The sequence below is a fragment of the Microcystis sp. LE19-8.1F genome, assembly GCF_027531715.1.
In the GTDB taxonomy this organism is placed as follows: domain Bacteria; phylum Cyanobacteriota; class Cyanobacteriia; order Cyanobacteriales; family Microcystaceae; genus Microcystis; species Microcystis wesenbergii_A.
Window position 1 is genome coordinate 15,015 of the sequence record NZ_JAPZSO010000045.1, and the last position, 26,435, is coordinate 41,449.

Genomic DNA, 26,435 nt, shown 5'->3' on the forward strand with positions numbered 1-26,435 from the left:
GTGATTCCCAAAACTTACTTAAACAATAGCTTAATTTTCTTGGCTATCTTGTTAACATCGCTAACTTTTACGGATTTAGCGATCGCTATTGACCAGCATCCCCAAGGATTTGCTTGGGAAAAATCGCTGCTGCTATCTATTCATCAAACCGCTAATTTAAACCTAAATTTTTTGGCCATAAAACTAACGGGATTAGGCACTTATTGGGGAGTGGCTCCGATACTAACAATTTCACTGCTGATTTTTGCCCTAAAAAAATACTGGTATGGGTTCGCTTATCTCCTTGTAACCATGGCGGGAGGTTGGGCTATTAGTTATAATCTCAAGATTCTTTTTCATCGGAATCGCCCGCAATTTTGGCAGTTATTTTATCCCTTACCCGATGATTTTGCCTTCCCTAGCGGTCATGCTCTATTTAGTTCCCTGTTAGTGGTTTCTTTACTGATCCTATCTTGGAGAAAGCGCTGGTTTTTAGGGGTAGTTTTACTGGGGATTCCCTTCCTCTTGGTTATTGCTTGGACCCGTCTTTATTTAGGAGTTCACTTTCCTAGTGATATCCTTGCCTCTTGGCTTTTAGCGAGTGCTTGGTCCCTCCTAGTTCATCTCTGGTGGCAACAGTTATTAAAGACACCCAAGGCGATCAACACCCAAGAGGAAATTAATAATTAGTTGATCGACTTGCTGCCAAAAAAAATATCACGTTATACCTAAATTTTTGGAGAAAGCTAATCAAAGCCCTATAGTGATTATCGTTTGATATTCGTCGCTGACACTGAATCATGAAACCAAAACTGCGTCAAGGGAAGGGTCTATCCCTGGGACGGTTTCAAAGCCGTCCCCTTACTTTTTTCACTTTAGTTCTTCTGTGCATTTTAACCTTTACCTTAGCACCGTCATCGCCCCTGATGGCCACGTCTAAATCTGAGACTAAGATAGACTTTGTATCGCCGGCGTGGGTAGCACAAAATCTCAACGATCCGAAGTTAAAAATTCTCGATGTGCGGATTAATCCTTTGGAATATATCACCGGTCATTTACCGAAAGCGGTGAATATAGCCGATAATAATTTTCGTGGTCCAAACGGATTTTTGCCGGTTCAATATTGGCAAGAGGATAAAATTGGCAGTCTCTTTGCCGCCGCGGGAATCACTAATGGCGATCGAGTGGTAGTATATTCCGATGGTCGCGATGTCTTGGGGGCAACCATGGTCGCCTATTTACTAGAGCGATCAGGTTTCCGAGATGTTGCCGTCTTAGATGGGGGTTTTAAGGGTTATAAGGGTTCCGAACAGAAGGTAACTAAAGAATTCCCTAAATATCAACCCGGGAGCTTTACTGTCCGTGATAATCCCTCGATTCGGGTAACTTTAGCAGAAGTAGAGAAATTGATCGGCAAACTGGATGTGGTTTTTATCGATCCTAGACCGGAAGAACTTTTTCAGGGGAAACAGGATATCTGGCTGAGAAATGGTCATATTCCGGGGGCGAAAAATATACCCTGGCCGACCTTTACGGAGGCGAATAATCCGGATGAATCCCTGAAAAATCCCCATAAATTGAAATCTTTAGACGAAATCAGGAAGATTCTTGCCCAACGCAACATCAAGCCCTCGGATAATATTATCGTCAGTTGCAGTACCGGACGGGAAGCGACTTTACAGTATGTTGTCCTCAAACATCTGCTCGGTTATCCCAAGGTGCGAATTTATGAGGGTTCTTGGACAGAGTACAGTACCACAGAGCTGCCCGTCGCTACCGGGCCAGAAAAAGCGGTCTAAAATCAAGTTTCTCGGTCTATACTCGTTGTGTTTAACCATCTTGCCCAAGATGGTTTTTTTGTTAGGGTCGGTTCCCGAGGACGACCAAGTTAGGGTTTGCTGAATAAATCTAAAAATCTTGTTGGATAAGGTTTTTAGACTTTTTTTCTCTCAAAAATTGCCGACCATTGGAGTGATTGGGGGGAAAATTCAGGTACTTTTTCCCTGAAAATTAGGTAGTTGACCACCTGAAAATCGATAAAACCCCACACCCCACACCCCACACCCCACACCCAGCCACCACCGAAAAACTTTTTCAGCAAGCCCTAAGTTAGACGGACGCAAAAAAACCTCGGCGCTCATCCCGAGGTGAATTTAGGAGATTTGAGCTTGTGTTGACGTGAAGTTGACGGGAATTAGCTAAGGGCGTTGATCACATAGTCAATGTAGGAATTAGCTTCTACAGCAGCATCCCCACTTAATCCGTGATTGGTTTTGATGTATTTTAAGGCTTCGATATACCAACTAGGAGATAGTTCAAAGGCACTATTAATTTCACTCAAACCGGCGACTAGATATTCATCGATCGGGCCTGTACCGCCTACCACGAGGGCATAGGTGATAATCCGGATATAGTAGCCGATATCGCGAACGCACTTGGATTTCCCCCGCTCATCGTAGGCATAGTTCGGCCCCTGGAGTTGGGTGGTGTAGGGAAATTTTTGATAGACAGCGTTGGCTGCTTCTTGGGCTAAACTGGGGGCTTTTTGGGCGAGGATTTTTACCGCTTCTAGGGTGATGGCGGCTTGACGGAAACGACCGAAGGCTACTTGTAATTCTGCACTGCTGAGAAAACGGCCTTGGGAATCGGCAGTAGCCACCGCTTCGGTTAAAGGTGTTTTGGTCATCGATGGAATTGCTCCTACAAAAGTTTAATCGGATTGAGATAAGAAAGTCACAGCATCAGGAAACTGCCGCCGCCGCTCGATCGAAGTAAGAAGCGACTTCTGCTAGTAAAGAACTGCAATCCCCGCGAGTGATCCCGTTGGGATCGGCTGCTAGGGCAAGGGAAGCGTCCTTGAGCTTGAGAATTCCAGCCGCAACAGAAGCCCCCGGAACTCCCAGGGCGACGTAGGTTTCCCGGAGACCATTCAAGGCGCGATCATCAAGGATGCTGGCATCGCCGGTGAAGGTGGCATAGGTAACGTAGCGCAGGATAATTTCCAAATCCCGCAAGCAGGCGGCGGCACGACGGTTTGTATAAGCGTTGCCACCGGGGGCAACTAAAACGGGCTGTTCTGAAAACAAACTACGCGCGGCATCGGTAACGATCGCAGAAGAATTACTGGAAAGACGATTGACCACATCGACCCGTTTATTACCATCTTTGACGAAGGCAATTAGGGCATTGACTTGATTCTCGCTCAGGTATTCCCCCCGGGTATCGGCCTGGGAAACGACTTTGGCAAAGGCATCTAACACCATAGTTTTCATCTCCTATAATGATGATTGGTTTCGGCAAAATATCGAGGTTGATTTCTCTGGCTTTTCTTTATTTTTTCCGATAAAGTATCTAGGAGTTTTTTTCTTGGGACTATACTATCGTCCTTGAAAAAAGTTTTACTCTCCCTTGGCCAGATTTTTTTGTATATCGAGGAACAATTCTTGTTAATTGAATTTAGCGTTGATAGGCGCTTCCAGACATACTTCGTTTTTGCCATGAATTATTTTATAGAGCATATTTACACCTTTATTTATTAAAAATTGTTTCCTAAAAAAACAGCAAAAAAATAATTTTTTAGGATAAATCTCAGAAAACTTTATTAAATGTGTAAACCTATACCAAGAAAAAGTATCGCTCTTTTCATCTCTCTAATAATTCCTTTAAGTTATTTAAAGAGATGTGCTTTTATATACTAATAATAGTTAACTAAATTAAGAGAAATTTCCCAAGATGATTTTATCGATTGTGCTTCGATATACCAAAAAAACTAGCAAGGCAAAAAAATCGACAGGGATAATCCCCGCCGACGTTGTGATCAGAGGTGCCAACACCAGCATTTTGCAGTGTACTCCGACTTAAAAAGTATTGTAAAACATCTTAAATACATATATAATCAAAAATAGCCAACAAGTATAAAGCAAGTGGGATTATGCCGATCGCAAGAGACATCACCCAATTGGTAGGACGGACTCCCCTAGTCCAACTGAATCGAATCCCAGTGGCAGAGGGAGTAAAAGCCCGCATCGTCGTCAAACTGGAAAGTATGAACCCCGCCGCCTCGGTTAAAGATCGCATCGGGGTCAGTATGGTGGAGGACGCGGAAGCCGCCGGACTAATTCACCCCGATAAAACAATTCTGGTGGAACCCACTTCCGGCAATACCGGCATCGCCCTGGCCATGGTGGCGGCGGCCAAAGGCTATCGCCTAGTCCTGACTATGCCCGAAACCATGAGTTTAGAACGACGGGCGATGTTAAAAGCTTACGGGGCGCAATTAGAATTAACCCCGGGTAGCCAAGGCATGAAAGGAGCGATCGCCCGGGCCGAGGAAATAGTCGAAAACATCCCCAACGCCTATAGTTTGCAACAGTTCCGCAACCCGGCCAACCCGAAAATTCACCGAGAAACCACTGCCGAAGAAATCTGGACCGATACCGATGGTCTGGTAGATATCGTTATCGGTGGCGTGGGAACTGGGGGAACCATTACCGGTATTGCCGAAACCATTAAACCCCGTCGTCCCCAATTTCAAGCGATCGCAGTTGAACCCTCTAATAGTCCCGTCTTATCGGGAGGACCCCCAGGACCGCACAAAATCCAAGGCATCGGGGCCGGTTTTATCCCAGCCATTTTCCGACCGGAATTAATCGATGAGGTGATTATCGTCGATGATACAGACGCTTTCGCCTACGCGCGACGGTTAGCTCGTCAGGAGGGACTACTATCGGGCATCTCGGCCGGGGCCGCTTTATGGGCGGCGATTCAGGTGGGCAAAAGACCCGAAAACGAAGATAAATTAATCGTCATGATTCAGCCTAGTTTTGGGGAACGTTACCTCAGCACGGCCCTGTTTAAAGACCTCGAAGATATCGACTAATAGGACAATAAATTGATGGAATTTGCAACGAGGGCGATTCATGGGGGGCAAGAACCAGACTCTAGCCATGGGGCGGTAACGGTTCCCATTGATCTCACTTCCACCTATAACACCAGCTTTACTACGATTATCGATCGGGATCGAGAATAGAAACGATTTAAAGCGGCATCTGGAAAAGGCCTTGATTGGTTAGGCGAAGTTTTTATCTCATTTGATGGGTTAAACCATGTTTTTTGACTCGGAAGATTGGCAAACGATTATTTTTCGGCTGAGTATGGCTATGGCCGTCGGCTGTCTGATTGGTTATAACCGACAGCGAGGCGGTCGTCCTGCTGGATTGAGAACTTTTATGATCGTTAGTCTCGGAGCTGCCATGTTTGTCATGATTCCCCTACAAGCGGAGGGAGATGTGGGTTATGCGTCTTCTAATGCTCTCAGTCGTACTATTCAAGGGGTCGCTTCTGGTGTCGGTTTTTTAGGCGCGGGAATCATCCTACAACAATCCCATCGGGAACTAAATAAGATACAAGTAAAAGGCTTGACTTCGGCGGCGACTATCTGGTTAGCGGCAGGATTAGGCGCGGCTTCTGGCTGCGGTTTATGGCAGATGGTTCTCGTGGGAACTTTTTTTACTCTCTGCACTTTAAGTGGCATTAAACGACTGAAGAAAAAACAACCTTTAGCCAAATATATTAAAGGTCGGAAGAAAATATCTCGGATCAATCAAGAAATAGACTCATCGGATAATTCAGCATCTCATTAATAAAAAAGCGATAAAAATTAATTTTTATCAAAAGAGCAAAAGCTTTTCTGTAATAGTTTTTAGCTCAAAAAGCTTCTATTTTGCCTGCAATTTATTGGTTAAAAAATATAATAAATTTTTTATAAAATTTTTTGTAAATAAATAACAAATAAATATTTTATGTGATAGCATTTAGATGAAGTAACCAATTTTTTGAATATGGAAGAAAATCCGAATATGATCAACCGAAATAAGAGCTTTCAAAGCCTCAAAAATCAAGTTTTCCGGCTGCTGATTTTCCTCTTAACTGTCACTTTGCTCCTCGGGGGAAGGGGAAATGCGATCGCCTTGCCCCTTCTCCCTGAACAGTTGGCCGTCATCGACCGTGCCACGGCAACGGGTGGCACCGTGGTGGAACCAGTTAAGAAAAAAAATGAGGTTTCTAGCCCAAAAATTCTGGAAGATGCCCAAATTGCCTATGAAAAAGCCATCCAAGCGACAAAATCGGCTATCGATGACCTAAAGGCTCAACTAGCCGCGCCTTCTCTCGACAAGAAGATTATCGAAGCTCAACAGGACAACCTAGAGGACTTAGCGGATAATATTGACGATCTAGGGGAAAAAGTGAGTAAATTGACGAAAAAATTGACCAAATCCGGGGCTAAACTCAGTGAAACCCTGCAAAACAACCTTATTACCCTAGAAAATAGCCTTGTTAATACCTCCGAGACGATCGATATCTTAGCCGACGACACCGAACGACTCAAAGACAGTGCTTCCCCTTTCCTGAAAACTCGCGTGGAAAAGACCATCGACGCGGTTAAACAGACTCTACAGGAAAGCGATCGAGCTTGGCAAGAACTGATCTCCTCGGCCACAACGGAACTGGAGAAGACTAACACCCCGAAATAAATAGGGCTTGCAATGCCATAAAATCGGTCTTTTTTGGGGTAATTATCGTTTTTACCCCAAAATTCTCAAATCCGATCCCTAATCGCTGTATCCCGTCTCCTGTCTCCTGTCTCGGAGTCTCGACTAGGAAATTAATTTTGCACGACTACTTACCAATCATGACGCTTACCTATCAACCACCAACCCCCCATCGCTGGCACTTTGATAATCGGGCAATTTTGCCCCTCAGAAACCCTAATTTCTGGAAAATCGAGAGTGGAGTCGTAAAAACCTCCACCTGGTTAGAAGATGGAACCCTGATCGTCTTGGGATTGTGGGGACCTGGCAATTTTGTTGGCAAAACCCTAGAGAGAGTCAATCCCTATCAAGTTGAGTGCATCACTCCTGTGCAAGCAGTTTCCTTTTCCACAGTTGAGAGTTATCAAATGGCAGAAATTCTGCTGTCTCATCTTCAGCAAGCACAAGAACTAAGTATTATTCGTAGCTACAAACGTACTGATATTATGGTTGTGAAATTACTGGCATGGTTAGGCAATCAATTTGGTAAACAAACCGGTACCGGACAATTAATTGATGTGCGTCTAACTCATCAGGATATCGCTGACTTATTAGGAACCACTAGAGTCACAATTACCCGCGCACTTAATCATCTTGAACAACAGGGGGCCGTGGAACGTCTTCCCGTCCATCGTCTTCTTTTACGAGAGGAGGAAATCTGGCACTACGAGATTTAGAATGGGAAGGATTATCTCTTTTTTCAATCTATGAATTGGTTAGTAGCCCTTTTAATTACTAGCGTGACGAGTTTTGTAGCCACAAATCTTGATGATCTGATGGTGCTAATGTTGTTTTTCTCGCGACTTAATGCTAATTTTCGACCTCGACACCTGATTGTTGGTCAATACCTCGGTTTCACCCTCATTCTCCTAGCTAGTTCCCTCGGTTTACTATTTGGGTTACTGGTTTCTAAAGAATGGATTGGTCTATTAGGATTTATTCCTTTGATTATCGGCATTAAACAACTTTTGTCAAGGGAAAATGAGGATTACATTCAAGAAGTAAGAGAAGATGTTAATTATTCTAAAAATCGCTCCTTTCTTCCTCGTTTTCCCTCCCAAACCTATTACGTTGCCGCCGTGACCGTGGCTAATGGTGGTGATAATATTGGTATCTATACCTCTCTTTTTGCCAATAATTCCCCGATGCACGTCTTAATTATCATGATAGTTTTTTATCTCATGATGGGGATTTGGTGCGTCCTAGCCTATTTTTTGATTACCCATCCCAGGATAGCTAAAGTGGTTACAAACTACGGACATAAAATTAGTCCTTTTATCTATATTGTTCTAGGGATTTATATCTTAATTGACAGCCGATCCTATCGTTTATTTTTAATGTCTTAAGCAAGAATGCCTAAAAATCGCCTTTTATCTAGACCCAGTAATATCTTTTTTTTGTTATTAATCTTGGCGATTATTTTTAATCCTTTCGTGATTGTCAATGCAGGAGAAAGAGGAGTTTTAATGGTCTTTGGTCAAGTACAGGAGAAAATACTTAATGAGGGCATTCACGGGATTATTCCCGTTGTTAACACGGTGAAAAAACTAAGTGTGAGAATCCAAAAACAACAGATAGCGGCCGAAGCTTCCTCCAAAGACCTACAGGAAGTATTTACAGATGTGGCCCTGAATTGGCATATTTTAGCATCAGAAGTTAATAATATTTTTCAACAAATTGGCGATGAAGCGGCTGTCATTGAACGAGTGATCGATCCAGCAGTGGAGGAAATTCTCAAGGCAGTTATGGCTAAATATACCGCCGAAGAATTAATTACTAAACGGGAGGAGGTGAAAGGAGAAGTAGATATTCGTTTGAGCGAAAGACTGAAAAATTATCATATCGGTGTCGATGATATTTCTTTGGTTCATGTCAACTTCTCCGATCGCTTTACCGATGCGGTGGAAGCCAAACAAATTGCCGAACAGGAGGCCAAAAAAGCCGGTTTTATGGTGCTGAAAGCTCTGAAAGAATCGGAAGTAAAAATCAATCTGGCTAAGGGAGAGGCGGCAGCTCATCGCATTCTCCAAGATTCCTTAAGTCCAGAAGTTTTACAGAACAAAGCGATCGAAAGATGGGACGGTAAACTTCCCCTATTTATGGATGATAATCTGCTTAAGTCCCTTGAATTGGTTAAAGATAAGCGAAAAACTAGATGATAAAAACAATTTATTAAAACCATAAGAAAGAATACTTGATTTTATTGAACTTCCCAGCGAGGAACTCCTCTATGCTGTTTAAATCCCGAAAGACAAAGCAGAAATTTAACCCCGATTACTGGCGAGATCATTCGGCCAACGAACGCACCTATCTGTCTTGGATGCGCGCTTCCATCGCTTTGATGGGTTTTGGTCTGGTCATTTTGCGTTTACGGACAGTATCTTCGCCATCTCTAGGACTGGGTTGGTTGTTGGGTTTTGTCTTCGCTATGGTGGGATTATTAACCGTTGTCATCGCCACGCGCCGGTATTTTCTCATCCGGCGAGCGATCGATAGTAATAGCTACGAACCTGCTCAAGTCTGGATTATTTGCTTTAGTATAGCGATCGCTGGTCTCGGATCAGGAATTCTCTATTTTGTCGCCACCAGTCCCGATAGCGGTGGAGTGGAAAGCATCGGTTTCGATTAAAACCCCATCCCGCTCCGGCCGCGGATGGGGAGAAAATTGCTCGATACAGGCGGTAAAATCCAGATAAGTAGCTGGTTATAATTAAATTAAAAATGGATTTTGCCTTTAATCCCCCCTTGATCCCTCCTTGATAAGGTAGGGTTGATTCATGAATCAACCCTACCCTTGATAAGGGGGGTGTCTGATAATTTTTAACGCCTACCTACTTAACTACTTAGAATTACCCATTTTCCGACCTTTCCCACGAAGGGGCAAAAGGTGGACAAATTAAAGGACAAGCGCGCCAATGACTGTGAACAGGGACTCCCAAGCGTTGACAATAGCCATTTCCTCTCCCCTGAAACCTATAAAACCGACAGTAACGACAGGTGGAGGAACAACTGACAACTTTGGGGAGAGGATTTCCCGTGGTTTCGATCGCTGTTAGTTTTGGGGATAGGGTGGAAATGGTGTCTAGCAAGGAAGTCTCCAAGGCTAACGGGGTTCACTAGCGACTTTTACCGTACCTAGTCACAAATTATGTCACAGTCGCCCGTCGTCTGGGAGTATAACGATTGACACGCTCCTAAAAAATTGAGAAAATCCCTTGCTGCCAGACCTATTCCACCACAACACGCTTAGAAAAGCACCAACTCATACCAAATTTCAAAAACTATGGCCTACTTATAGAAAAGATGATTAAGTGGATAAATTGGCGATGCCGGTCGTACCCAAAATTGATATTGTTGAGTCAGTAGAAGATTTAAAAGAATTAATGAAACAACAAAAAAGTAGTTTAGCCTACGCTAAAGTACAGTCCTTATATTTTTTGAAGATGGGGGAGGTAGAGACGGTTCGCCATTTAGCGGTATTAATGGGACGAGGGGAAAGAACAATCCATCCCTGGTTAAGTTTATACCGAAAAGGAGGAATCGAGCGATTATTATCCCAAGGAAACCCCCCAGGAAGACCGAAAAAGATTTCGGTAGAAGAAGTGGCTCTTTGACAAAACGAATTAAAAGACCCAGTGGGTTTTACCAGCTATAAAGAGATTTATTTTTGGCTCTCGGTCGTTCGAGAAATTTCCGTTAGCTATACAACAGTTTATCGTCTCGTTAGACAGGAATTAGGAAGCTCAATTAAAAGTACCTAGACCACGAAATTCGAGACAATTACCCGGCGAAGTAGATGAGTTTAAAGCGAACTTATCTAAACGACTAAAAGCTCTACTAGAAAGGGAAAGCGAGAAAGTAAAGCGTTACGAGAAAGTAAGTTTTTGCTGCGAGGATGAAAGGAGATTTGGTGGTCACACTATGGCTCGGAATAAAATAACTCTTTTCGGAGTTAAGCCCATTGGTAATTTTCAAGATAACTTCCAATGCTTTTGGCTGTCCGGGGCTGTAGAGCCTCGACAGGGCAGAAGCTTCTTCTCTGAATTCTCCCATTTAGAGGGCGATTGTTTCGGAGAATATCTATGACAACGCAAGCTTTTCCCAATGAATTACATATTTTACAAGTAGATAACGCTCCTGCACATATTGCGGGACACTTAGAAATTCCCGACAATATTATCTGGTTTTATCAACCTTCTTGTTGTCCTGAAGTTAACCCCGCAACAGAGAGTTTGGCTGTACCTGAAAAATTCTCTGGCATGGGAAACTTTTGAATCTCTTGATGCTTTAAGAGATAAACTCGATGCTCTTTTAAATCGTTTATCCAATGACACTATCGGTTATTTAACGGGTTGGTCTTGGATTTTAGAAGCTCTATAAACCTCTTGCAAAAGTCAAAAAGTAATCAATCCTGATGCTGAAAGCATCTATTCTTCTTTCTGTTGCCTGTTGCCTGTTGCCTGTTGCCTGACTTCTGCAAGAAGTCTTATGTCTGTCAGGAATTTAGAAATTTGGTATTAGGATATGGAGCGCGGCGCGGGTTTGTCCATGTTGATATGAGGAACGGTTCGGGATGGCGAAGCGGTGGCGAAAAAGGACCAAGATGGAATTATTAGGGTCGTTGTCAGTTAAAAATATTTGATCGCTCCGATAGTGAGCGATCGTTTTTTGTTTGGGGTATCTTTCAACAGGAATACGATCATCTGGAAGGAATCCTCTTTCTCGATCGCCTTGCTTCTCCGGCGGATTTATACTCGGAGGAAGAATACCAGAAAATCAGTAATATTGCCGAATATAAGCGATAAAATCGCAAAATATCTCTAAATCTTCAAAATAAGTTAAATAACTTAACGGGACTATTTTATCTGGCGACAAAATTTTTGTTAAAATGATAACGATTATCATTCCAGAGGAGCCAAATTTGCAAACAAATGAACTACTTGACAAAATAAATTAATCATGCAGTAGAACTCTGCCCTCAATTAACTAGGGAGATACTCAAGACTTTTTCGGTGACTAGGAAAATCAATTTTTCCAGATTTCCGCACGGAGATAACCCCAAAGACGAAGGAATAACCCGATAGCTTTCATTAGTTATCGTCTAGATGTCCAGAAAAATAAATACTCTAGCAAAGGGTATTTATTAACATTGGTAAAATCAGAAAACTTGGCCGATTAATTAACTATTGGAGTCCGTAAAAATATCTATGACCTTAGCTAAGTCCAAAGCAATTTTCGATAATGATGACTACAATCACTTTCCCGAAGTGATTACCGAACCTCAATCGCCGGTATCGGAAGCGGAGATGATGCAAGCGGTACGAACACTGCTGTTAGGATTAGGAGAAGATCCCGATCGCGAAGGTTTACGAGACACTCCCAAACGAGTAGTAAAAGCCCTAAAATTTCTCACTTCTGGTTATCAGCAATCCCTTGATGAATTGCTGAATGGGGCAGTTTTTCATGAGGAGGCTAACGAGATGGTTTTAATCCGAGACATCGATATTTTTAGCTCCTGTGAACACCATATTTTACCAATTATCGGCCGCGCTCATGTTGCCTATATTCCTAATGGGAAAGTGATCGGTTTATCGAAAATTGCCCGCATCTGTGAAATGTACGCCAGACGACTGCAAGTACAGGAACGTTTAACCGCACAAATTGCCGATGCTTTGCAGGGATTACTGCAACCTCAAGGGGTAGCTGTGGTGATTGAAGCGACTCATATGTGTATGGTAATGCGCGGGGTTGAAAAACCCGGTTCTTGGACTTCTACGAGTGCCATGCGCGGTATTTTTGCCGATTCTGCTAAGACTCGTCAAGAGTTTATGAGTTTGATTCGTCATAGTCCCGATTTTCACTAATTAGTCAGGGGGATCGGGATTATTTGATCGTCCTATCCCCAGTTTTTTCCTAAGCAAAAAACCAGAGCCAAGCCAGCTATTTACTGTTTACTTTTTATTTTTAACTCGCTGTTATCATGCTGATTCGTCCCCGTCGTCTTCGTTATACTCCAGCGATTCGCCGTCTTGTTCGTGAAACCGAATTAACCGTTAATGACTTGATTTATCCCCTCTTTATCATGGAGGGAGAAAATCAAAGGGTTGCTATTCCTTCTATGCCCGATTGTTATCGTTATTCCCTCGATTTATTGCTCAAAGAAGTGGTTAATGCCTATAACTTAGGCATTAATGCCATCGCTCTTTTCCCCCTGATTGCCGAAGATAAAAAAGATAATTTCGGTAGAGAAAGTTATAATCCCGATGGTTTAGTGCCAAGGGCGGTGAAAGCGATCAAAAAAGAAGTTCCTGAAATAATTATTATTACCGATGTTGCCCTCGATCCTTTTTCGATTTATGGTCATGATGGTATTGTGGAGGACGGGAAAATTCTCAACGATGAAACCCTAGAAGTTTTAGTGAAAATGTCGCTCTCACAAGCGGCAGCCGGGGCTAATTTCGTCGCCCCTTCCGATATGATGGATGGTAGGGTTGGGGCGATCCGTCGAGCTTTAGATGCGGCTGGCTATTTGGATGTGGGAATTCTCGCTTATACGGCTAAATATGCCTCTGCTTATTATGGTCCCTTCCGAGATGCCTTAGAATCAGCACCAAAATTTGGTGATAAGAAAACCTATCAAATGGATGGGGCTAATAGTCGGGAAGCGTTACGGGAAGCCAGTTTAGACATAACAGAAGGGGCAGATATTATTATGGTTAAGCCCGCTCTGGCCTACCTCGATATTATCCGTCGTCTGCGCGATAGTAGCCATCTTCCCGTCGCCGCTTACAACGTCAGTGGTGAATACGCAATGATTAAAGCGGCGGCAAAACAGGGCTGGATTGACGAAAAAAGCCTGATTTTGGAAACTTTAATCAGTATGAAACGAGCGGGGGCCGATTTGATTTTGACCTATTTTGCTGCCGATGTGGCATTAATGAAACAAGAAAGCCGATTTTAGGGTTTTTGCCAGCGAAATTGATAGAAATTATCCTGCGCTCCCCATACCTGCCGGCCAAGGCTATCATAACCTCGATCGCTGGTATCCATGCCCTGGGAATGTAGAATAATTGTATTAGTTATTTTTACCGCACCTCTGGCATTCGTGGGACAACCCTGGGGGGGAGTTTCTCCCCGATAACCCTCTGCTATCGGTTTTAAAAACACAGTACACACCGACTCGGCCAAATCTGATACATTTAATTTTCTTTCTGTCAAGTCTTTGTTACAAAAATTAATAAAGTTAGCGGCATTATTTAACTTATAAGCTTTTGATTCCACAGTGGAATTATCGGGGCTAGGTTGAATGACTAAAATTCTTTGACGATAGGGTTGATTTAAGCGATCGATAATTGCCTGTTCTTGATAAAGATAAATATTATCCTGTTTGGGGGAAAAATCCACGGCACAGGTGGTCATTTGCACCTTAGCAATGCGGGGGTTAGTCTGCGCTTGTTGCGTCGTATCCATCACCCCAATTAAATGATTAGCCACTCCCTGCACTTGCGGATTAAGGGGCAAAGATTGAGTGAGAAAAAATCCTAGGGCGATCGAAGTTTTCAGCATAAGCAGAGGCTTGATTCCGGTTAGTCTCTAATTAGCTTAAACTGATAAGCAGCAAGAGCAAAAATTCCCCTTTTCCCATGGCTAATCATCTGGCTGAATCTGAAAGTCTTTACCTGCGAAAACACGCCGAAAACCCGATCGATTGGTGGTATTGGTGTGACAGCGCCCTAGAAATTGCCAGGAGAGAAGATAAACCGATCTTTCTCTCGATCGGTTATTCTAGCTGTCATTGGTGTACGGTTATGGAAGGAGAAGCTTTTTCCGATCGGGCCATTGCCGATTATCTCAATCAGTATTTTTTGCCGATCAAAGTTGATCGCGAGGAAAGACCAGACATCGATAGCATCTATATGCAAGCATTGCAGATGATGGTCGGTCAAGGGGGTTGGCCTTTGAATGTCTTCCTAACACCCGATAGTTTAATTCCCTTCTATGGTGGCACCTATTTTCCCGTGCAACCGCGCTTTAACCGGCCCGGTTTTCTGCAAGTTTTGCAATCGGTACGTCGTTATTATGACGAGGAAAAGGAGAAATTAAGCAAATTCACGGCCGAAATGCTGGGCGCACTGCGTCAATCGGCCATTTTACCCCGAGCAGAGACCAATTTAGCCGATACTTCCCTTTTAGCCACAGGAATCGAGACAAATACGGCGGTGATTCGGGTTAATCCCAATAATTACGGTCGGCCCAGTTTTCCGATGATTCCATATTCTCATCTGGCTTTGCAGGGTAGTCGCTTTGGTGACGATTTTGAGGATTCCCTCCGGCAAGCGGCCTATCAACGGGGGGAAGATCTGGCCCTGGGGGGAATCTATGACCATGTGGGGGGAGGATTCCATCGTTATACGGTGGATTCGACGTGGACGGTTCCCCATTTTGAAAAAATGCTCTACGATAACGGGCAAATTGTCGAATATTTAGCCAATTTGTGGAGTGCGGGTGATCGAGAGGCGGCCTTTGAGAGAGGGATTAAAGGCACGGTTAACTGGCTAAAACGGGAAATGACCGCCCCAGAAGGTTATTTTTATGCGGCCCAAGATGCCGATAGTTTTGAGAACGCCACGGATGGGGAACCGGAGGAAGGGGCCTTTTATGTCTGGTCGGATGCGGAGTTAAGGGATTATCTCTCGACCGAGGAATTGGGGCTGCTGCAGGCTAATTTTACCGTTACTGCCGAGGGGAATTTTGAGGGTCGCAATGTGCTGCAACGTCGGCAAGGGGGAGAATTAGGGAAGGAGATAGAAAATATGCTCGATAAGTTATTTATTCGGCGTTATGGCAGTTCTCAAGGCCAATTAGCTCTTTTTCCCCCGGCCAGAGACAATCAGGAGGCGAAAACCGTCTCTTGGCCGGGACGCATTCCGGCGGTAACGGATACGAAAATGATCGTCGCTTGGAATAGTTTGATGATTTCCGGTTTAGCCCGGGCCTTTGCCGTCTTTAGCGAACCGTTGTACTGGCAAATGGCTACGGTCGCGGCCGAGTTTATTCTCAAGCATCAGTGGTTAGATGGACGTTTTCAGCGCTTGAATTATCAGGGTCAGGCCTCGGTTTTGGCCCAATCGGAGGATTTTGCCTATTTTATTAAGGCTTTACTGGACTTGCAAACCGCTAAACCCCAAGAAACTGGCTGGTTAGAGGCGGCTGTCGATCTACAGGGGGAATTCGATCGCTGGTTTTGGGCCGAGGATGAGGGGGGATATTTTAATACTGCGTCCGATCATAGTCTCGATCTGATCGTGCGAGAACGGGGTTATACGGATAATGCCACCCCTTCGGCTAACGGAATTGCGATCGCTAATTTAGTGCGTCTGTCGCGATTGACGGAAAATCTAGAATATCTCGATCGGGCCGAAAAGGCCTTGCAATCTTTTAGTACCATCCTAGAAGAGTCCCCCACCGCTTGCCCCAGTTTATTTGTCGCCCTCGATCACTATCGTCACGGTTTCTGTCTGCGCGCCCCGGAAAGCTCGATCGAGCCGCTGTTAAGTCGCTATTTGCCCACTGCGGTCTATCGAGTCGATGCCAGTTTGCCGCATAGCACATTTGGGTTAATTTGTCAAGGGTTATGCTGCCTTGAACCGGCAGAAAATTTAGAACAGTTAGACCGACAAATTGCCGGGGTGATGGCCGGTCCGTCAATACTGCTCGGTTAGGGATTTTTTCTCTCTCAAGCAGAGAGAAGTGATAAAAAAGCAATTAACGCTTTTTTAATCACCAAGGTTGAGGATTATTGATTATTTTGACCAAAATGGACAGGAATGGAGATAATTTTCTTCTCAATTGTCAAAACGCCCACACCATCGGTCAAAGCAAGAGAGGCATCGCGGACAGGGTTGTCTCTTTGATCGCCGCCCTCTTAACGTCAAGTGCCGACTCTGTAGCGATTATACTCGATTTGATCTGTATTGAGCGTTCAAGTCCCATTAGTTTTATCTTCAGCAATCTTATGGAGAACAAAAACATTATCTTGCTTTAAAAGCAGCCATCTTGTAAAAGGATAGCGTTTGACTTCTTGATAACCTTCGAGCAATCCAGAGGAAATCATGTAGTCATCACGATTTACCCACCAGTAACTTTTACCCCGCTGCTTCTGATATTTTATATCGTTTAAATACCAGCCATTAAATTCGTATCCCCCATCGATATATTCAGGAGTAACTCCCTGTTCCATCAAATCATTTAAGGCTTGCCACCGAGTTCGGTTCCAGGCTAAGTAGTCATGGGTTGCAGCCATAGTAAATCCGCCCCAAATAAAGGTCATTGTCAAGGCAAAAGCAGTTATTTTTTTGCCAATATATTGCTCGTTAATATAATTATTTGAAATCACTAAAAGCACCATAAATAATGGCAAAAGAAACAGAAAATAACGATCAAAAGGATACTTTACTCCGAAAAGAAAAAGATAGATCAAGATGGCTGAAAGTATTAGCACTTTTAACCATTTTTCCGATTCTGAAAAAGTTTGAATGATTGCTAAACATAAGTAGTAAAGCAATAAAACCGCCCCTAAGACACCCATAGCCGTGATTATCAACCAAAATACTTTTAGTCCAAGGGAATAGGAGGGAAGATTTACCTTCAAGAGAAAAGTATCTCGAAGGGTTAAAGGCCCTAAGCCGAAATAACGTAGGACATTTCCAATAAATGGCATAGTTTTGCCTTGCCAAATCAATCTACCCATCACAACAACAAAAAAACTAGACATAATCAAGATAGTTATGGTTTTCTGTTGGCGAGATATTTCTTTTAGTTTTTTTACGAAAAATATCGCTATAATAGGGAAAATAAAACACCCTATGTATATTAGTGAAATCATGAGAATGTCGTATCTAAAATAGATTTTTCTACTTAACACATTCTCTGCTATTGCGGGAGTGCGACCAGTAGAATAAAGCCAGTTTTGATAAAATCTATGCAGTAAAATCCCTGAAGAAAATATGACAAAACTAGCAAACAAAAACTTTATTTTAAATCTTTTTTTAAACGAGTATGCCAGGGCAAATGATAAAAGAATCACTATTGCGTACTGGCGAATCAAAATATTGACATAAACTAAGCAAAGACCCAGAATAACTTCACTTATTGATTCCCGCTTCAATCCCCTGATCAGAAAATAGAAAGATAGGATACTTAAAGCCAGAAAAGGAACGTCGGTCATAAAGCTGTTAGCTAATCCAAAGTATAGAGGATTAACCACTACCAGCAAAGCGCCCAACAAAGAGATTTTCTGATTGGCATTAACCTCTCTAAGCAGTCCATAAGTACCAATCGCACCGATTAATCCTAAGGTTAAAGTTGAGAAGCGTAATGCAGTAAATGAAAATCCAAAAGGAAGGCAAAATAAGGCTCCCCAAAAGGCTTGAAAAAATAGGTTAGCATGAGCTGGACTGGGAAAGCTGAAATCACCTTTCTCCAGAATCGATTTTACGGCTAGTCCATAAACCCAGTCATCATTAAGAGGAAAATTACCCAAAGGATTGACGACAATTACCATCACAGTCCATATCGCAATAATTATTAAAATATTGACAATATCAGCTTTTTTTGGATGACTAAAATAGCTCCAACTTATTACATTGGTTTTGTTCATGGCTCTAATCTTACGAAAGGAAAATAGAAGCGAGCTTCATTTATCTCTGATACGGCCGGGGTTGTCTCTTTCATCGCCGATCTCTCAACGTCAAGTGCCGACTCTGTAGGCATTATACTCGATTTGATCTTTATTGAGCGTTTAAGTCCCAATAATTGCCCCTTAGTGGATATTTCTACAAATTTGAGCTGCAACCCAGCCAATGGAGGTTAAAGATTGCTTGATAGATGGGATTATGGACCCGCAGCTGGCCTTGATCTTTGATCACTAACCCCGATAAAAGTAACTCTTTTTCTGGGGGGCTATCCTCGGCAATCACCTCTTTTTCCCTTAAAATCCGTTCATAGAGTCTCAGGAGCAACTGGGAGCGATGACTGTTGAGGAGCCGGTCGCGAATAGTCCGCAGATGTTCCGGTTCATCCTGAGCCTCCCAATTGTCAATGATCTTCTTCTGTACCAAGTCCTCAATCCAGGAGGCCTCACCATTGGGGGGAATCGGCGAGGTAGCGGTGCGAATTAACTGACAGAGTTTTTGGGTCAGAAAGGGTTGGCCGTTTGTCCAGGCAAAGACTTCTTTTAAGACAGTTTGCGGGTTAGTAAATTTCTCGGCCAATCCGCGCAGTAAAGGCTGGGCTTCGTGTTCCTTAAAACCCTCCAATTGAATCGAATGACCGATATTAAAAGGAGTGATTTGGTGGTCGGTAATTAAATCGGAGGGGGTGACAACACCGAAGAAAGCGAAGGTCAAACGCCGATAGAGCGGGTTAAAACCGCGCTGGTTATAGCAGGAACGAATCAGGGCAAAAAAGTCATTAACCGCGAAATTTAAGCCCAAAACGCTATCAATTTCATCGATAAAAATCGCGATCGGTTTCGGGGGAGAACCTTCCACGATCCCCACTTCCAGCAATAACACTTCTTCGATAAATTCCCCCAAGCGCTGTACTGCCGAGACATCTTCCCGTTCTTGCCACCAAGCTTTGAGATTGACCCTTTTGAGCAGGCCAAAACGTCGTCCTAACTCGAAGGCTATCCCCTTGTACCATTGGTCGGGAGTGACATTTTCACTGCCGATGCGGGTTAAATCAATGGGAGCGCAACAGATGCCCTCGTGTTGGAGGTGATCGATCATGCGTACCATTAAACTAGACTTACCCATTTGACGGGGATTGAGGACATAGCAAAAATCGCCGCGTTTGAGGGCCTTATAGAGATAACGGTCGGCGGCGCGGACCACATAGGTGGGGGCATCCATGGGTAAACTGCCCCCCACTTGGTAGTCAAAGGTGCTAGATTCTTCGCTACTTCTGAGCAGTTCATTTTCAAACAGTAATTTTGCTTGGGTGTCCTTGAGAATTTCTAGGATTTGGCTGAGTTCTAGGGTGCGCTCCTGCACTTTCTCTTCTAGGGTGCGGCTATACTCGGCTAATTCTTCGGTAAAGCGAATCCGTTCCGCTTCCGCCTGTTTTCGTTCGGTAATATCGGTAAAAGCGGCGATCGCATAGATAATTGCTCCTTTTTCGTCAAAAACGGGCGTGGCATACACTTCTAGGGGAATAATCTTCTCTCCTTGGTGAACTTCTATATCATCCACCGTGTTTTTTTCCCCCCTTAAAGCTCGGACAATCGGATGGTATTCTGTGGGATACAATCGCTCGGTTCCAGCTTGATATAACTGATAGGTTTTCCCCAACTGATTAGCCGTGGTGATATTAACTATCTCTTTTCCTAAAATCTCCTGGGCGGTTTGATTGGCGTAGTAGGGTTGACTGTCGGCATCGAGGACGAATACCCCCACCGGCATGGCTTCCAAAAATTGCGCTAGTTGTCTCTGTTTGGCTTTGATTTCGGCGTAGAGTTTGGCGTTAGTAATTGCGATCGCCGCTTGGCTGGAGAGCAGTTGCAGCACTTCCAATCTTTCTTGGGTAAAAGCCCCGACGGTGAGATTATTTTCTAGATAGACAATTCCCCGCAGTTGTCCTTGGTCGAGGAGGGGGGAACAGAGCAGCGATTTGGTTTGATGGGTTTTAATATAGGGATCGTTGCTGAAACTGCCCTGATGGGCGGCATCGTTATTAAGAACGGTTTGACCGCTCCGGGCTACATAGTTAATAATTGAGACGGGAAGATGTTCTTCGATCGCATTAGATTTAAAGACTGTCACCCTGTCTTCCTGCACTGAACCGGAGGCCTCGATCGATAATTGTCCGCCGCTTTCTAGGATAAGATAGCCCAGCTGCGCCCCGGCATTTTCGATGAGAATTTTCATCAGGGTGGCGAGTAATTGATCTAAAACTATCTCGCTAGAAATGGCTTGGGATGCCTTCATAATCGTGGCTAAATCTAACAGTTCTCCCGAATGACTAACTGAATTTTTTCTGGTGGTAGTTCTCCTAGTTTCGGTCAGGGAATTGGAACCATAATTATTGACCATTAACTGAGAATAGCGGCTTTCTATATCTTTGACTTTAGCTGTTGCTCCCCAAAGAGAATAAAGATAAGCAGCTTCATTGATGTAGGTTTTGGCAATTTTTACTTTACCCCAATCGAGATAGAATTTCGCCGCTAGTTCGTTAGCCAGTGCCTCTTCATTAATGTATTCATTTTCCTTGGCTTTAGCGATGGCTAGATCGTAGTTTTCTATGGCTTCTAGATAGGATTGCTGCACCCGATCCTTTTCCGCTTGCACTAAATAAAATTTATGGAGATAGTTAGAGGGTGCTTGATTAGCCCATTCCCGTTGCTTTTTCTGATTATTCGTCACTCGTTCTAAGACCTGTTGTTTTTGGTCATTATCCAGATGATTATAAATAGCTAAATGGGCGAGAGAATCATAGAAGTTATGCAGAGAAATCAAGAAAGTGGCGGTAGCTCCTCCCAGATATTTTTGAGCTTGGTTAGCGTTTTCAATGGCTTGTTTGTACTGTCCAAATAGATAACAAAGGTATAATTTATTGACAAATAAAGCACAGAGACCGTAAAGATCATTAGCCTCTAGATGGTACGGTAACATAAGAGTTTCTTGATAGTATTGTCCTTCTAAACGGCTGGGATTTTCCGAGCGCCCCAGCAGATTTAAAACTGTTTGTCCGTAGATTTTTAGATAGTTGCGGGGGTTTTCTTGTTTGAGCTTAACAAAAGCCAGATCATAGTTAGCTATTTCTCCAGCTAATTCGGTTAATTCCTGTCCGATAAAGGCGGAAAGAAAACAGTAAAGATAGGCGCAGATCGTTCCGTAGTAGATATCCCCCATTTCTAAACCGGTTTGATAGGAAGATTTTAACAAGGACAGGGAATTTTTAATCGGTTCTTTCCAGATACTAATAGTGGTAGAAAAGACGGCAATTATTTTCGGCATCAGGGCTTTGGCATGAAATTTATCAGCAATGTTTAAAGCCAATTTTCCAAATTGATAACCCGTTTCCCAATCTTCTAAAAGACCACAAAGAATTAAGCCATAATTAACATAAGTAAAGGCCGCTAGATAACTGTTGCCGTACTGAATTGATAAGTTAACCTGTTTTGATACTAGGATGGGTAAGAGATGAGGGGCTGCAATAAAAACAGGAGAAAATATGGCAGCCGCTATCTTCATTACTGCTAATTTTTCTTCTTCATTTATCTGCGGTAAATTAATTAAGTCTTCGATATTTTTACCCGCTAATTTTTGTCGAGTTTTAGTGAGTTCTTCCTGGATAGCTGATGATTGTAAGGATTCAGGAATCTCGAAATCTAAGCTTTTGAGGACAGATAAGCCAATTTGTACCGCTTTTAGTTCGTGATTTTGGGCGTGATAAGCTTCGATGATGACTTCATAAACTTTGATTTTATCTAGGGTGGTTTTTGCTTGTTTTAATACGAGATTAGCCCAGCACTGCATCTGCTCAAAATCCCCACTTAAATAGGCGATTTCTGTGGCTTCAGAATAAATATCTAAAGTCAGTTGATAGTTATTCTTCCAGCTTGCTTTTTTGAGAAGTTTTTGAGCGATTTTAATATATTTTAAGGCTCCAGTTTGGGCATTGGCGGCTTTAGCTTTTTGGGCTGCTAGTAAATTCAAGTTAGCCACTGACTCTCGTTCTTTTTCCTCGCTAATTAGTTGATAACCAAGATTGAGATGATCGACTATTTTAAAAATCTTTTCCGATAATTCGTTGACAGAACTATGCTCCCAAAGTAGGCGACCAATTTTTAGGTGAATTAAAGATTTTTGGCTGTCTTCGATGAGAGCGTAAGCTCCTTGTTGAATGCGATCATGAGCAAATTTATATTCTTGAATCAGTAATTGTTCATCTAATTCTGAGAGGGGAATAATTAAACCAGCTTCGCTACTATAAGTTAGAATTGGTAAAAGTTCTGAAGGTGATTTTTCAGAGATTACTGCTAGAATATTTAAATTAAACTCTGCCCCAAGACAGGCCGCTAAACTTAAAATTTCCTGAGTTTCGGGAGGCAATTTCTGCATTTTACCCATCATAAATTGAATCAGATTGTCGGTACTGCCAATCCTTTGAATTTGACCGAGATGCCATTGCCAATAGCCCCTATTATTGTCGGTTTTAGTGGTTGTTTCCTGCTCTTGTTGGAAAAACAGCAAATTTTCCCAGTAGATAGTTTTGAGAAATTCATTGACAAAAAAAGGATTACCGTGGGTTTTTTGCCAGACTAAAGCGGCCAAAGATTGCACATATTCCGGTGAATGATTTAATGTCTCTGCAATTAACTGATTGACCTGTTCAAGCTCCAGAGGTCTTAAAATAACTTGATTGATAATTATGCCCCCCTGCTCTAATTTATCGAGGGTAGCGGTTAGGGGATGGGTGGAATTAATTTCATTACTGCGATAGGAGCCAATTAAAAATAAATAGTCCATATCGCCATCGAGCATAATTAATTCTATTAACTGGAGACTAGCCAAGTCTGCCCATTGTAAATCATCGAGAAAGATGACTAAGGGATGTTCTGGGGAACAAAAGACCCGAATAAAATTTTTAAAGACTAAATTAAAGCGATTTTGAGTAGCGATCGCTAATTGTAACACCTCTGGTTGCGGACCGATAATTAATTCTAGTTGGGGAATCACATCAATAATAACCCGTGCATTCGTCCCCAAAGACTTGAGGAGTTTTTGTCGCCATAGTTCCAGTTGTGGCTGACTTTCCCCCAAAAGTTGCTTGACGAGATTAGTCAAAGCGCTAATCACGGCAGCATAGGGAATATCGCGCTGAAACTGGTCAAATTTACCAGAGATAAAAAAGCCGCGTTTTTCAGTAATTGGCTGATAAATTTCCTTAACTAGGGTGGTTTTACCCATGCCAGAATAACCCGTAACTAGCATCAGTTCGGTGTGAGAGGAGTTTTTATCCGCCGTGGCTACCCGTTGAAAAGCAGTGAGAAGAGTGGCGATTTCTGCCTCCCTGCCGTAGAGTTTTTGGGGAATTTGGAACTGATTGGCTAGATCTTGCCTAGCGATGACAAAATCCTCAATTTTACCCGTTGTTTCTAGTTGTCTTAAACATTCTTCTAAATCTGCCCGAATACCGTAGGCACTTTGGTATCGTTCCTCCGGGGTTTTAGCCATCAGTTTCATGATGATTGCCTCCACCACCGGGGGAATTTCCTCCTTGACGAGACTATTAATCTCCAAAGGTTGTTTAGCCAGATGACAGTGAACTAATTCCAAAGCATCTTTAGCCCGAAAAGGTAATTGTCCGGTGAGAAGTTCGTAGAAGCTAACGCCCAAAGAATAAAAATCCGTGCGGTAATCGAGACTGCGATTCATCCGTCCGGTTTGTTCGGGAGAAATATAGGCTAAAGTCCCCTCCAGGACGTTGGGATTTTTTAGCCCCGGATTTTCCCGCCGCAGGACGCTGGCAATGCCAAAATCGATGATTTTAATCTGTCCGGTTTCGGGGTTAAGAACTATATTGGCAGGATTAATATCTTTGTGAATAACCTTGGCGTTGTGAATTTTCTCTAAATTAGCCACTATTCGGAGTGCAAGACTTAAAAAGTCCCTTAAGGCTAGAGTTTTTTTGCCCTCTAGCCATTTTTTTAAGGATATACCCCCGAAATCTTCCAAAATAATCACGGGAGTTCTGCGGTAGGTTTCTAAACCATAGGCTTTAATCGCCCCCTGGAAGTTCAGGCCGCAGATGGTTTTATACTCCTGTTTGTAGTGGGTTAGTTCTTGGGTGGTGGGATATTCTTGCTTGAGGATTTTGAGGATAACGGGTTGATTATCGACGGTGCGAATCGCCCGATAGACTTCTGAGTTAACGCTTTCGTAAACCTGGGCAAGAATGTCGTATCCTTTGAGAACAATCATTTTTTTACTTGGCGATTGTAAACGGCTGCGGGTCTCCCCAAGAAAAATTCTACGGGAACCAAGACAAGACTTCGCAAGGCTGACAGGACTCGATTTACCTGTGAGACGGAAGGACGGGGAGAAGGCAGCACCTGCTCGAAATACTCGGAATGCAAGGTCAAACCAAAATGAACATCTTCCGGTAAGCTCAGTTTAGCAATCGGTCCGTCCTTGAGATTGTCAGGGTTAAATAACCAAGCTTCTAATACTTTGGTCGGGGTTAAAACCGTCGTCAATAGATAGGCCTGTTCTTGGGGAATAAACTGAATGCTATCTAAAATATAGCCATCGGGACAAACATAAAAATCCAGTAGTCCCCCACCTAAATGTGATACATGAGTATCACTGGCATTTTTTTCTTGCCTAATCTGTTCAGTTAACTGATTCCAATCTTTATCGAAGGGAACCTTGGCTAATACCGAGGGCAAGTCATGACAGGGAAGTTCGGCATCCCTGAGGATGCGATTGCTTTGGTCGCGACAATCCATATACTGACGACGACAGATTAATTCACGCACATAACCGAGATAAATTTGATAAACGGCACTGTATCCCTGTTCCGATTCCCGCGGGTCGGCGGTGTAGAGACTGGTACAGAACCAACCCGGATGGATGAAAGCTTGTTCGCTCATCACCCTGGCATCTTCGATAACCACTTTGCGCAGCACTCCGGGGTCAAAGGAAAACATCCAGGGGATGCCGTGGTATTCGGGGGGATAACTCTGACCGGTAAAATGTTGGATATCGTCTTTTTCGATCGCTTCGGTTAAACTAATAGTGGCATTTTGGATGGCCACAATCTGAATTTCACCGTTGGTACTATGGTAATTACAAAGGAAGTGATAACTGTCGCCATTGAAGGTAATTAATCGCGAGGGAACGGTGGTTTCTTCTTCCTTGAGGTCTTGACGTTTAACCAGATAAATTTGAGTTTTTGGATAGGTTTCTTCAGGCTTAATTCTGATACCTAATAGTTTGGCTACTCCCATCTGAAAAGGCATATCGGGAATCATGATATAATCTTCGGTGACGATGACCGAATGGGGACTACCATCGAGGATAGTTCCCTGTAGTTTCCAGGGTTTAAGTTGTTTTTGTTGATCCCAAAGAACAATATACACGGATTTATCTAAATCTTTTAACATACCTCCTGATACAAGTTTTAGCTTTAATTCACAGGTGATAAATTCTTGGGTCTTTTTGTCGTAGAAGGGGTGAGCGGTATTTTCTAGGACTGGGAAAAAAGACAAAGGCACGGAAACAAGATGTTGGTCAAAATAACCAATCGGAGTGATAGTATCAAGGGAAACGGGATCCACTTCCCAGTAACGTCCAGCATCGGCGGTGAGAATTAATCTGGTTTCTTCTAGTTGTTTATCTTCGGCAACTTTTTCTAGTTTAACCATAGCAGTATTCGCTATTTCCGAAGAACCTAAAATGCTGACCACGGCGGGAAAAGTGGCTTGACTAATATTAAATATCGGTAAAACTTTTCGCCAAAAACTATCCCAAGTTTTTAGTTTTTTACTGTGGACGTTAACTTGATTATTTTTCCCTTGCAAGTCCCATCTAATAATTACACCTTCGCCAGAGAACAAATGACGGTCATTTTTTCGATGAAAAGGACAGACGATAAAAACGTATCCCGACAGATTTTCCGGCCAATGTCCCTCGGTAACTGTGGCGACTGCTTGATATAAATTGTTCTCATCCGGTTGACCGAGTTGCGAGCGACTAAAATTCCTAACGTTGACAGTATTTTGGACAGTATCTTTGATTGACATATTCATAAGTAGTCATACAAAATTGATTTACTAGGTTCAAAAGGCACTCATGCAGA

21 protein-coding genes and 2 pseudogenes are annotated in these 26,435 nt (G+C 43.1%); 15 read left to right on the plus strand and 8 right to left on the minus strand.

The features are described 5' to 3' along the window. Both O9334_RS05095 and O9334_RS05100 read left to right on the plus strand, forming a co-directional pair. Positions 1-669, plus strand: coding sequence for a phosphatase PAP2 family protein (locus tag O9334_RS05095; RefSeq protein WP_045357478.1), 669 nt, complete (start codon positions 1-3; stop codon positions 667-669). Positions 670-779: 110 nt separating this feature from the next. After that, positions 780-1,778 (plus strand): sulfurtransferase, encoded by a 999-nt coding sequence (locus O9334_RS05100; RefSeq protein WP_287999619.1) that lies wholly within the window; start codon positions 780-782, stop codon positions 1,776-1,778. A gap of 134 nt (positions 1,779-1,912) precedes the next feature. Here O9334_RS05100 and O9334_RS05105 read toward each other — a convergent pair whose 3' ends face one another. The 3 genes from O9334_RS05105 to cpcB form a co-directional block, all read right to left on the minus strand. Next, the gene (locus O9334_RS05105; RefSeq protein WP_287999620.1) at positions 1,913-2,080 is read right to left on the minus strand and encodes a hypothetical protein; all 168 of its coding nucleotides are present in this window, start codon (positions 2,078-2,080) and stop codon (positions 1,913-1,915) included. 93 nt (positions 2,081-2,173) lie between these two features. After that, positions 2,174-2,665, minus strand: a complete 492-nt coding sequence (gene cpcA / locus O9334_RS05110) for a C-phycocyanin subunit alpha (RefSeq protein ID WP_002732914.1) — start codon at positions 2,663-2,665, stop codon at positions 2,174-2,176. Positions 2,666-2,720: 55 nt separating this feature from the next. Further along, complete coding sequence (cpcB, locus tag O9334_RS05115; protein ID WP_002733930.1) at positions 2,721-3,239, minus strand: C-phycocyanin subunit beta; 519 nt, start codon at positions 3,237-3,239, stop codon at positions 2,721-2,723. 671 nt (positions 3,240-3,910) lie between these two features. Between cpcB and cysK the strand changes: the two genes are divergently transcribed. The 8 genes from cysK (at position 3,911) to O9334_RS05155 (ending at position 9,198) form a co-directional block, all read left to right on the plus strand. Beyond that, on the plus strand, positions 3,911-4,858 hold the full coding sequence (gene cysK, locus O9334_RS05120) for a cysteine synthase A (protein ID WP_190381422.1): 948 nt from the start codon (positions 3,911-3,913) through the stop codon (positions 4,856-4,858). 15 nt (positions 4,859-4,873) lie between these two features. Then, a complete protein-coding gene (locus O9334_RS05125; RefSeq protein ID WP_112537333.1) occupies positions 4,874-5,008 on the plus strand; it encodes a PLP-dependent transferase in 135 nt (44 codons plus the stop codon). Positions 5,009-5,084: 76 nt separating this feature from the next. Continuing rightward, positions 5,085-5,621 (plus strand): MgtC/SapB family protein, encoded by a 537-nt coding sequence (locus O9334_RS05130; RefSeq protein ID WP_045357399.1) that lies wholly within the window; start codon positions 5,085-5,087, stop codon positions 5,619-5,621. A 216-nt stretch (positions 5,622-5,837) separates the two neighbouring features. Then, positions 5,838-6,512, plus strand: a complete 675-nt coding sequence (locus O9334_RS05135) for a hypothetical protein (protein WP_045357476.1) — start codon at positions 5,838-5,840, stop codon at positions 6,510-6,512. A 158-nt stretch (positions 6,513-6,670) separates the two neighbouring features. Continuing rightward, positions 6,671-7,246, plus strand: coding sequence for a Crp/Fnr family transcriptional regulator (locus O9334_RS05140; RefSeq protein ID WP_045357397.1), 576 nt, complete (start codon positions 6,671-6,673; stop codon positions 7,244-7,246). A 30-nt stretch (positions 7,247-7,276) separates the two neighbouring features. Then, a complete protein-coding gene (locus tag O9334_RS05145) occupies positions 7,277-7,915 on the plus strand; it encodes a cadmium resistance transporter (protein ID WP_045357395.1) in 639 nt (212 codons plus the stop codon). 6 nt (positions 7,916-7,921) lie between these two features. Beyond that, positions 7,922-8,728: a prohibitin family protein gene (locus O9334_RS05150; protein ID WP_045357393.1), complete on the plus strand. Its 807-nt coding sequence runs from the start codon at positions 7,922-7,924 to the stop codon at positions 8,726-8,728. A 71-nt stretch (positions 8,729-8,799) separates the two neighbouring features. Then, on the plus strand, positions 8,800-9,198 hold the full coding sequence (locus O9334_RS05155) for a YidH family protein (RefSeq protein ID WP_045357391.1): 399 nt from the start codon (positions 8,800-8,802) through the stop codon (positions 9,196-9,198). 220 nt (positions 9,199-9,418) lie between these two features. On the opposite strand, the gene O9334_RS05160 is transcribed toward O9334_RS05155, so the two are convergent. Continuing rightward, complete coding sequence (locus O9334_RS05160; RefSeq protein ID WP_287999621.1) at positions 9,419-9,658, minus strand: hypothetical protein; 240 nt, start codon at positions 9,656-9,658, stop codon at positions 9,419-9,421. 237 nt (positions 9,659-9,895) lie between these two features. On the opposite strand from O9334_RS05160, the pseudogene O9334_RS05165 reads away from it, so the two are divergent. The 4 genes and pseudogenes from O9334_RS05165 (at position 9,896) to hemB (ending at position 13,530) form a co-directional block, all read left to right on the plus strand. Then, positions 9,896-10,949, plus strand: a pseudogene (locus tag O9334_RS05165) (IS630 family transposase). 287 nt (positions 10,950-11,236) lie between these two features. Further along, positions 11,237-11,374: pseudogene (locus O9334_RS05170) on the plus strand (peptide deformylase); the annotation flags it as partial. Positions 11,375-11,776: 402 nt separating this feature from the next. Further along, on the plus strand, positions 11,777-12,433 hold the full coding sequence (gene folE, locus O9334_RS05175; RefSeq protein WP_045357386.1) for a GTP cyclohydrolase I FolE: 657 nt from the start codon (positions 11,777-11,779) through the stop codon (positions 12,431-12,433). A 116-nt stretch (positions 12,434-12,549) separates the two neighbouring features. Further along, positions 12,550-13,530, plus strand: coding sequence for a porphobilinogen synthase (gene hemB, locus O9334_RS05180; protein WP_045357384.1), 981 nt, complete (start codon positions 12,550-12,552; stop codon positions 13,528-13,530). Here the strand turns inward: hemB and O9334_RS05185 are convergent. Continuing rightward, a complete protein-coding gene (locus tag O9334_RS05185) occupies positions 13,527-14,135 on the minus strand; it encodes a chromophore lyase CpcT/CpeT (RefSeq protein ID WP_287999622.1) in 609 nt (202 codons plus the stop codon). The genes hemB and O9334_RS05185 overlap by 4 nt on opposite strands. A gap of 77 nt (positions 14,136-14,212) precedes the next feature. Here O9334_RS05185 and O9334_RS05190 point away from each other — a divergent pair, with 77 nt between their 5' ends. Beyond that, entirely contained in the window at positions 14,213-16,291 is a 2,079-nt protein-coding gene (locus O9334_RS05190) for a thioredoxin domain-containing protein (RefSeq protein WP_287999623.1), read from the plus strand. 260 nt (positions 16,292-16,551) lie between these two features. Here O9334_RS05190 and O9334_RS05195 read toward each other — a convergent pair whose 3' ends face one another. The 3 genes from O9334_RS05195 to O9334_RS05205 all read right to left on the minus strand — a co-directional run bounded on the left by O9334_RS05195 (position 16,552) and on the right by O9334_RS05205 (position 26,385). Then, positions 16,552-18,228, minus strand: coding sequence for an ArnT family glycosyltransferase (locus O9334_RS05195; protein WP_287999624.1), 1,677 nt, complete (start codon positions 18,226-18,228; stop codon positions 16,552-16,554). A gap of 175 nt (positions 18,229-18,403) precedes the next feature. Further along, positions 18,404-24,556 carry an AAA family ATPase gene (locus tag O9334_RS05200; RefSeq protein WP_287999625.1) on the minus strand — a complete coding sequence of 2,051 codons (6,153 nt, stop codon included), beginning with the start codon at positions 24,554-24,556 and terminating at the stop codon, positions 18,404-18,406. After that, complete coding sequence (locus O9334_RS05205; RefSeq protein ID WP_287999626.1) at positions 24,553-26,385, minus strand: carotenoid oxygenase family protein; 1,833 nt, start codon at positions 26,383-26,385, stop codon at positions 24,553-24,555. Before O9334_RS05205 ends, O9334_RS05200 begins: the two co-directional genes overlap by 4 nt. Positions 26,386-26,435: the final 50 nt, after the last annotated feature.

Coding starts and splice junctions, on each gene's coding strand:
- O9334_RS05100 (WP_287999619.1), top strand. CDS start 780: ATGAAACCAAAACTGCGTCAAGGGAAGGGTCTATCCCTGGGACGGTTT.
- cpcA (WP_002732914.1), bottom strand. CDS start 2,665: ATGACCAAAACACCTTTAACCGAAGCGGTGGCTACTGCCGATTCCCAA.
- cysK (WP_190381422.1), top strand. CDS start 3,911: ATGCCGATCGCAAGAGACATCACCCAATTGGTAGGACGGACTCCCCTA.
- O9334_RS05125 (WP_112537333.1), top strand. CDS start 4,874: ATGGAATTTGCAACGAGGGCGATTCATGGGGGGCAAGAACCAGACTCT.
- O9334_RS05130 (WP_045357399.1), top strand. CDS start 5,085: ATGTTTTTTGACTCGGAAGATTGGCAAACGATTATTTTTCGGCTGAGT.
- O9334_RS05135 (WP_045357476.1), top strand. CDS start 5,838: ATGATCAACCGAAATAAGAGCTTTCAAAGCCTCAAAAATCAAGTTTTC.
- O9334_RS05140 (WP_045357397.1), top strand. CDS start 6,671: ATGACGCTTACCTATCAACCACCAACCCCCCATCGCTGGCACTTTGAT.
- O9334_RS05145 (WP_045357395.1), top strand. CDS start 7,277: ATGAATTGGTTAGTAGCCCTTTTAATTACTAGCGTGACGAGTTTTGTA.
- O9334_RS05150 (WP_045357393.1), top strand. CDS start 7,922: ATGCCTAAAAATCGCCTTTTATCTAGACCCAGTAATATCTTTTTTTTG.
- O9334_RS05155 (WP_045357391.1), top strand. CDS start 8,800: ATGCTGTTTAAATCCCGAAAGACAAAGCAGAAATTTAACCCCGATTAC.
- folE (WP_045357386.1), top strand. CDS start 11,777: ATGACCTTAGCTAAGTCCAAAGCAATTTTCGATAATGATGACTACAAT.
- hemB (WP_045357384.1), top strand. CDS start 12,550: ATGCTGATTCGTCCCCGTCGTCTTCGTTATACTCCAGCGATTCGCCGT.
- O9334_RS05185 (WP_287999622.1), bottom strand. CDS start 14,135: ATGCTGAAAACTTCGATCGCCCTAGGATTTTTTCTCACTCAATCTTTG.
- O9334_RS05190 (WP_287999623.1), top strand. CDS start 14,213: ATGGCTAATCATCTGGCTGAATCTGAAAGTCTTTACCTGCGAAAACAC.
- O9334_RS05195 (WP_287999624.1), bottom strand. CDS start 18,228: ATGAACAAAACCAATGTAATAAGTTGGAGCTATTTTAGTCATCCAAAA.
- O9334_RS05200 (WP_287999625.1), bottom strand. CDS start 24,556: ATGATTGTTCTCAAAGGATACGACATTCTTGCCCAGGTTTACGAAAGC.
- O9334_RS05205 (WP_287999626.1), bottom strand. CDS start 26,385: ATGAATATGTCAATCAAAGATACTGTCCAAAATACTGTCAACGTTAGG.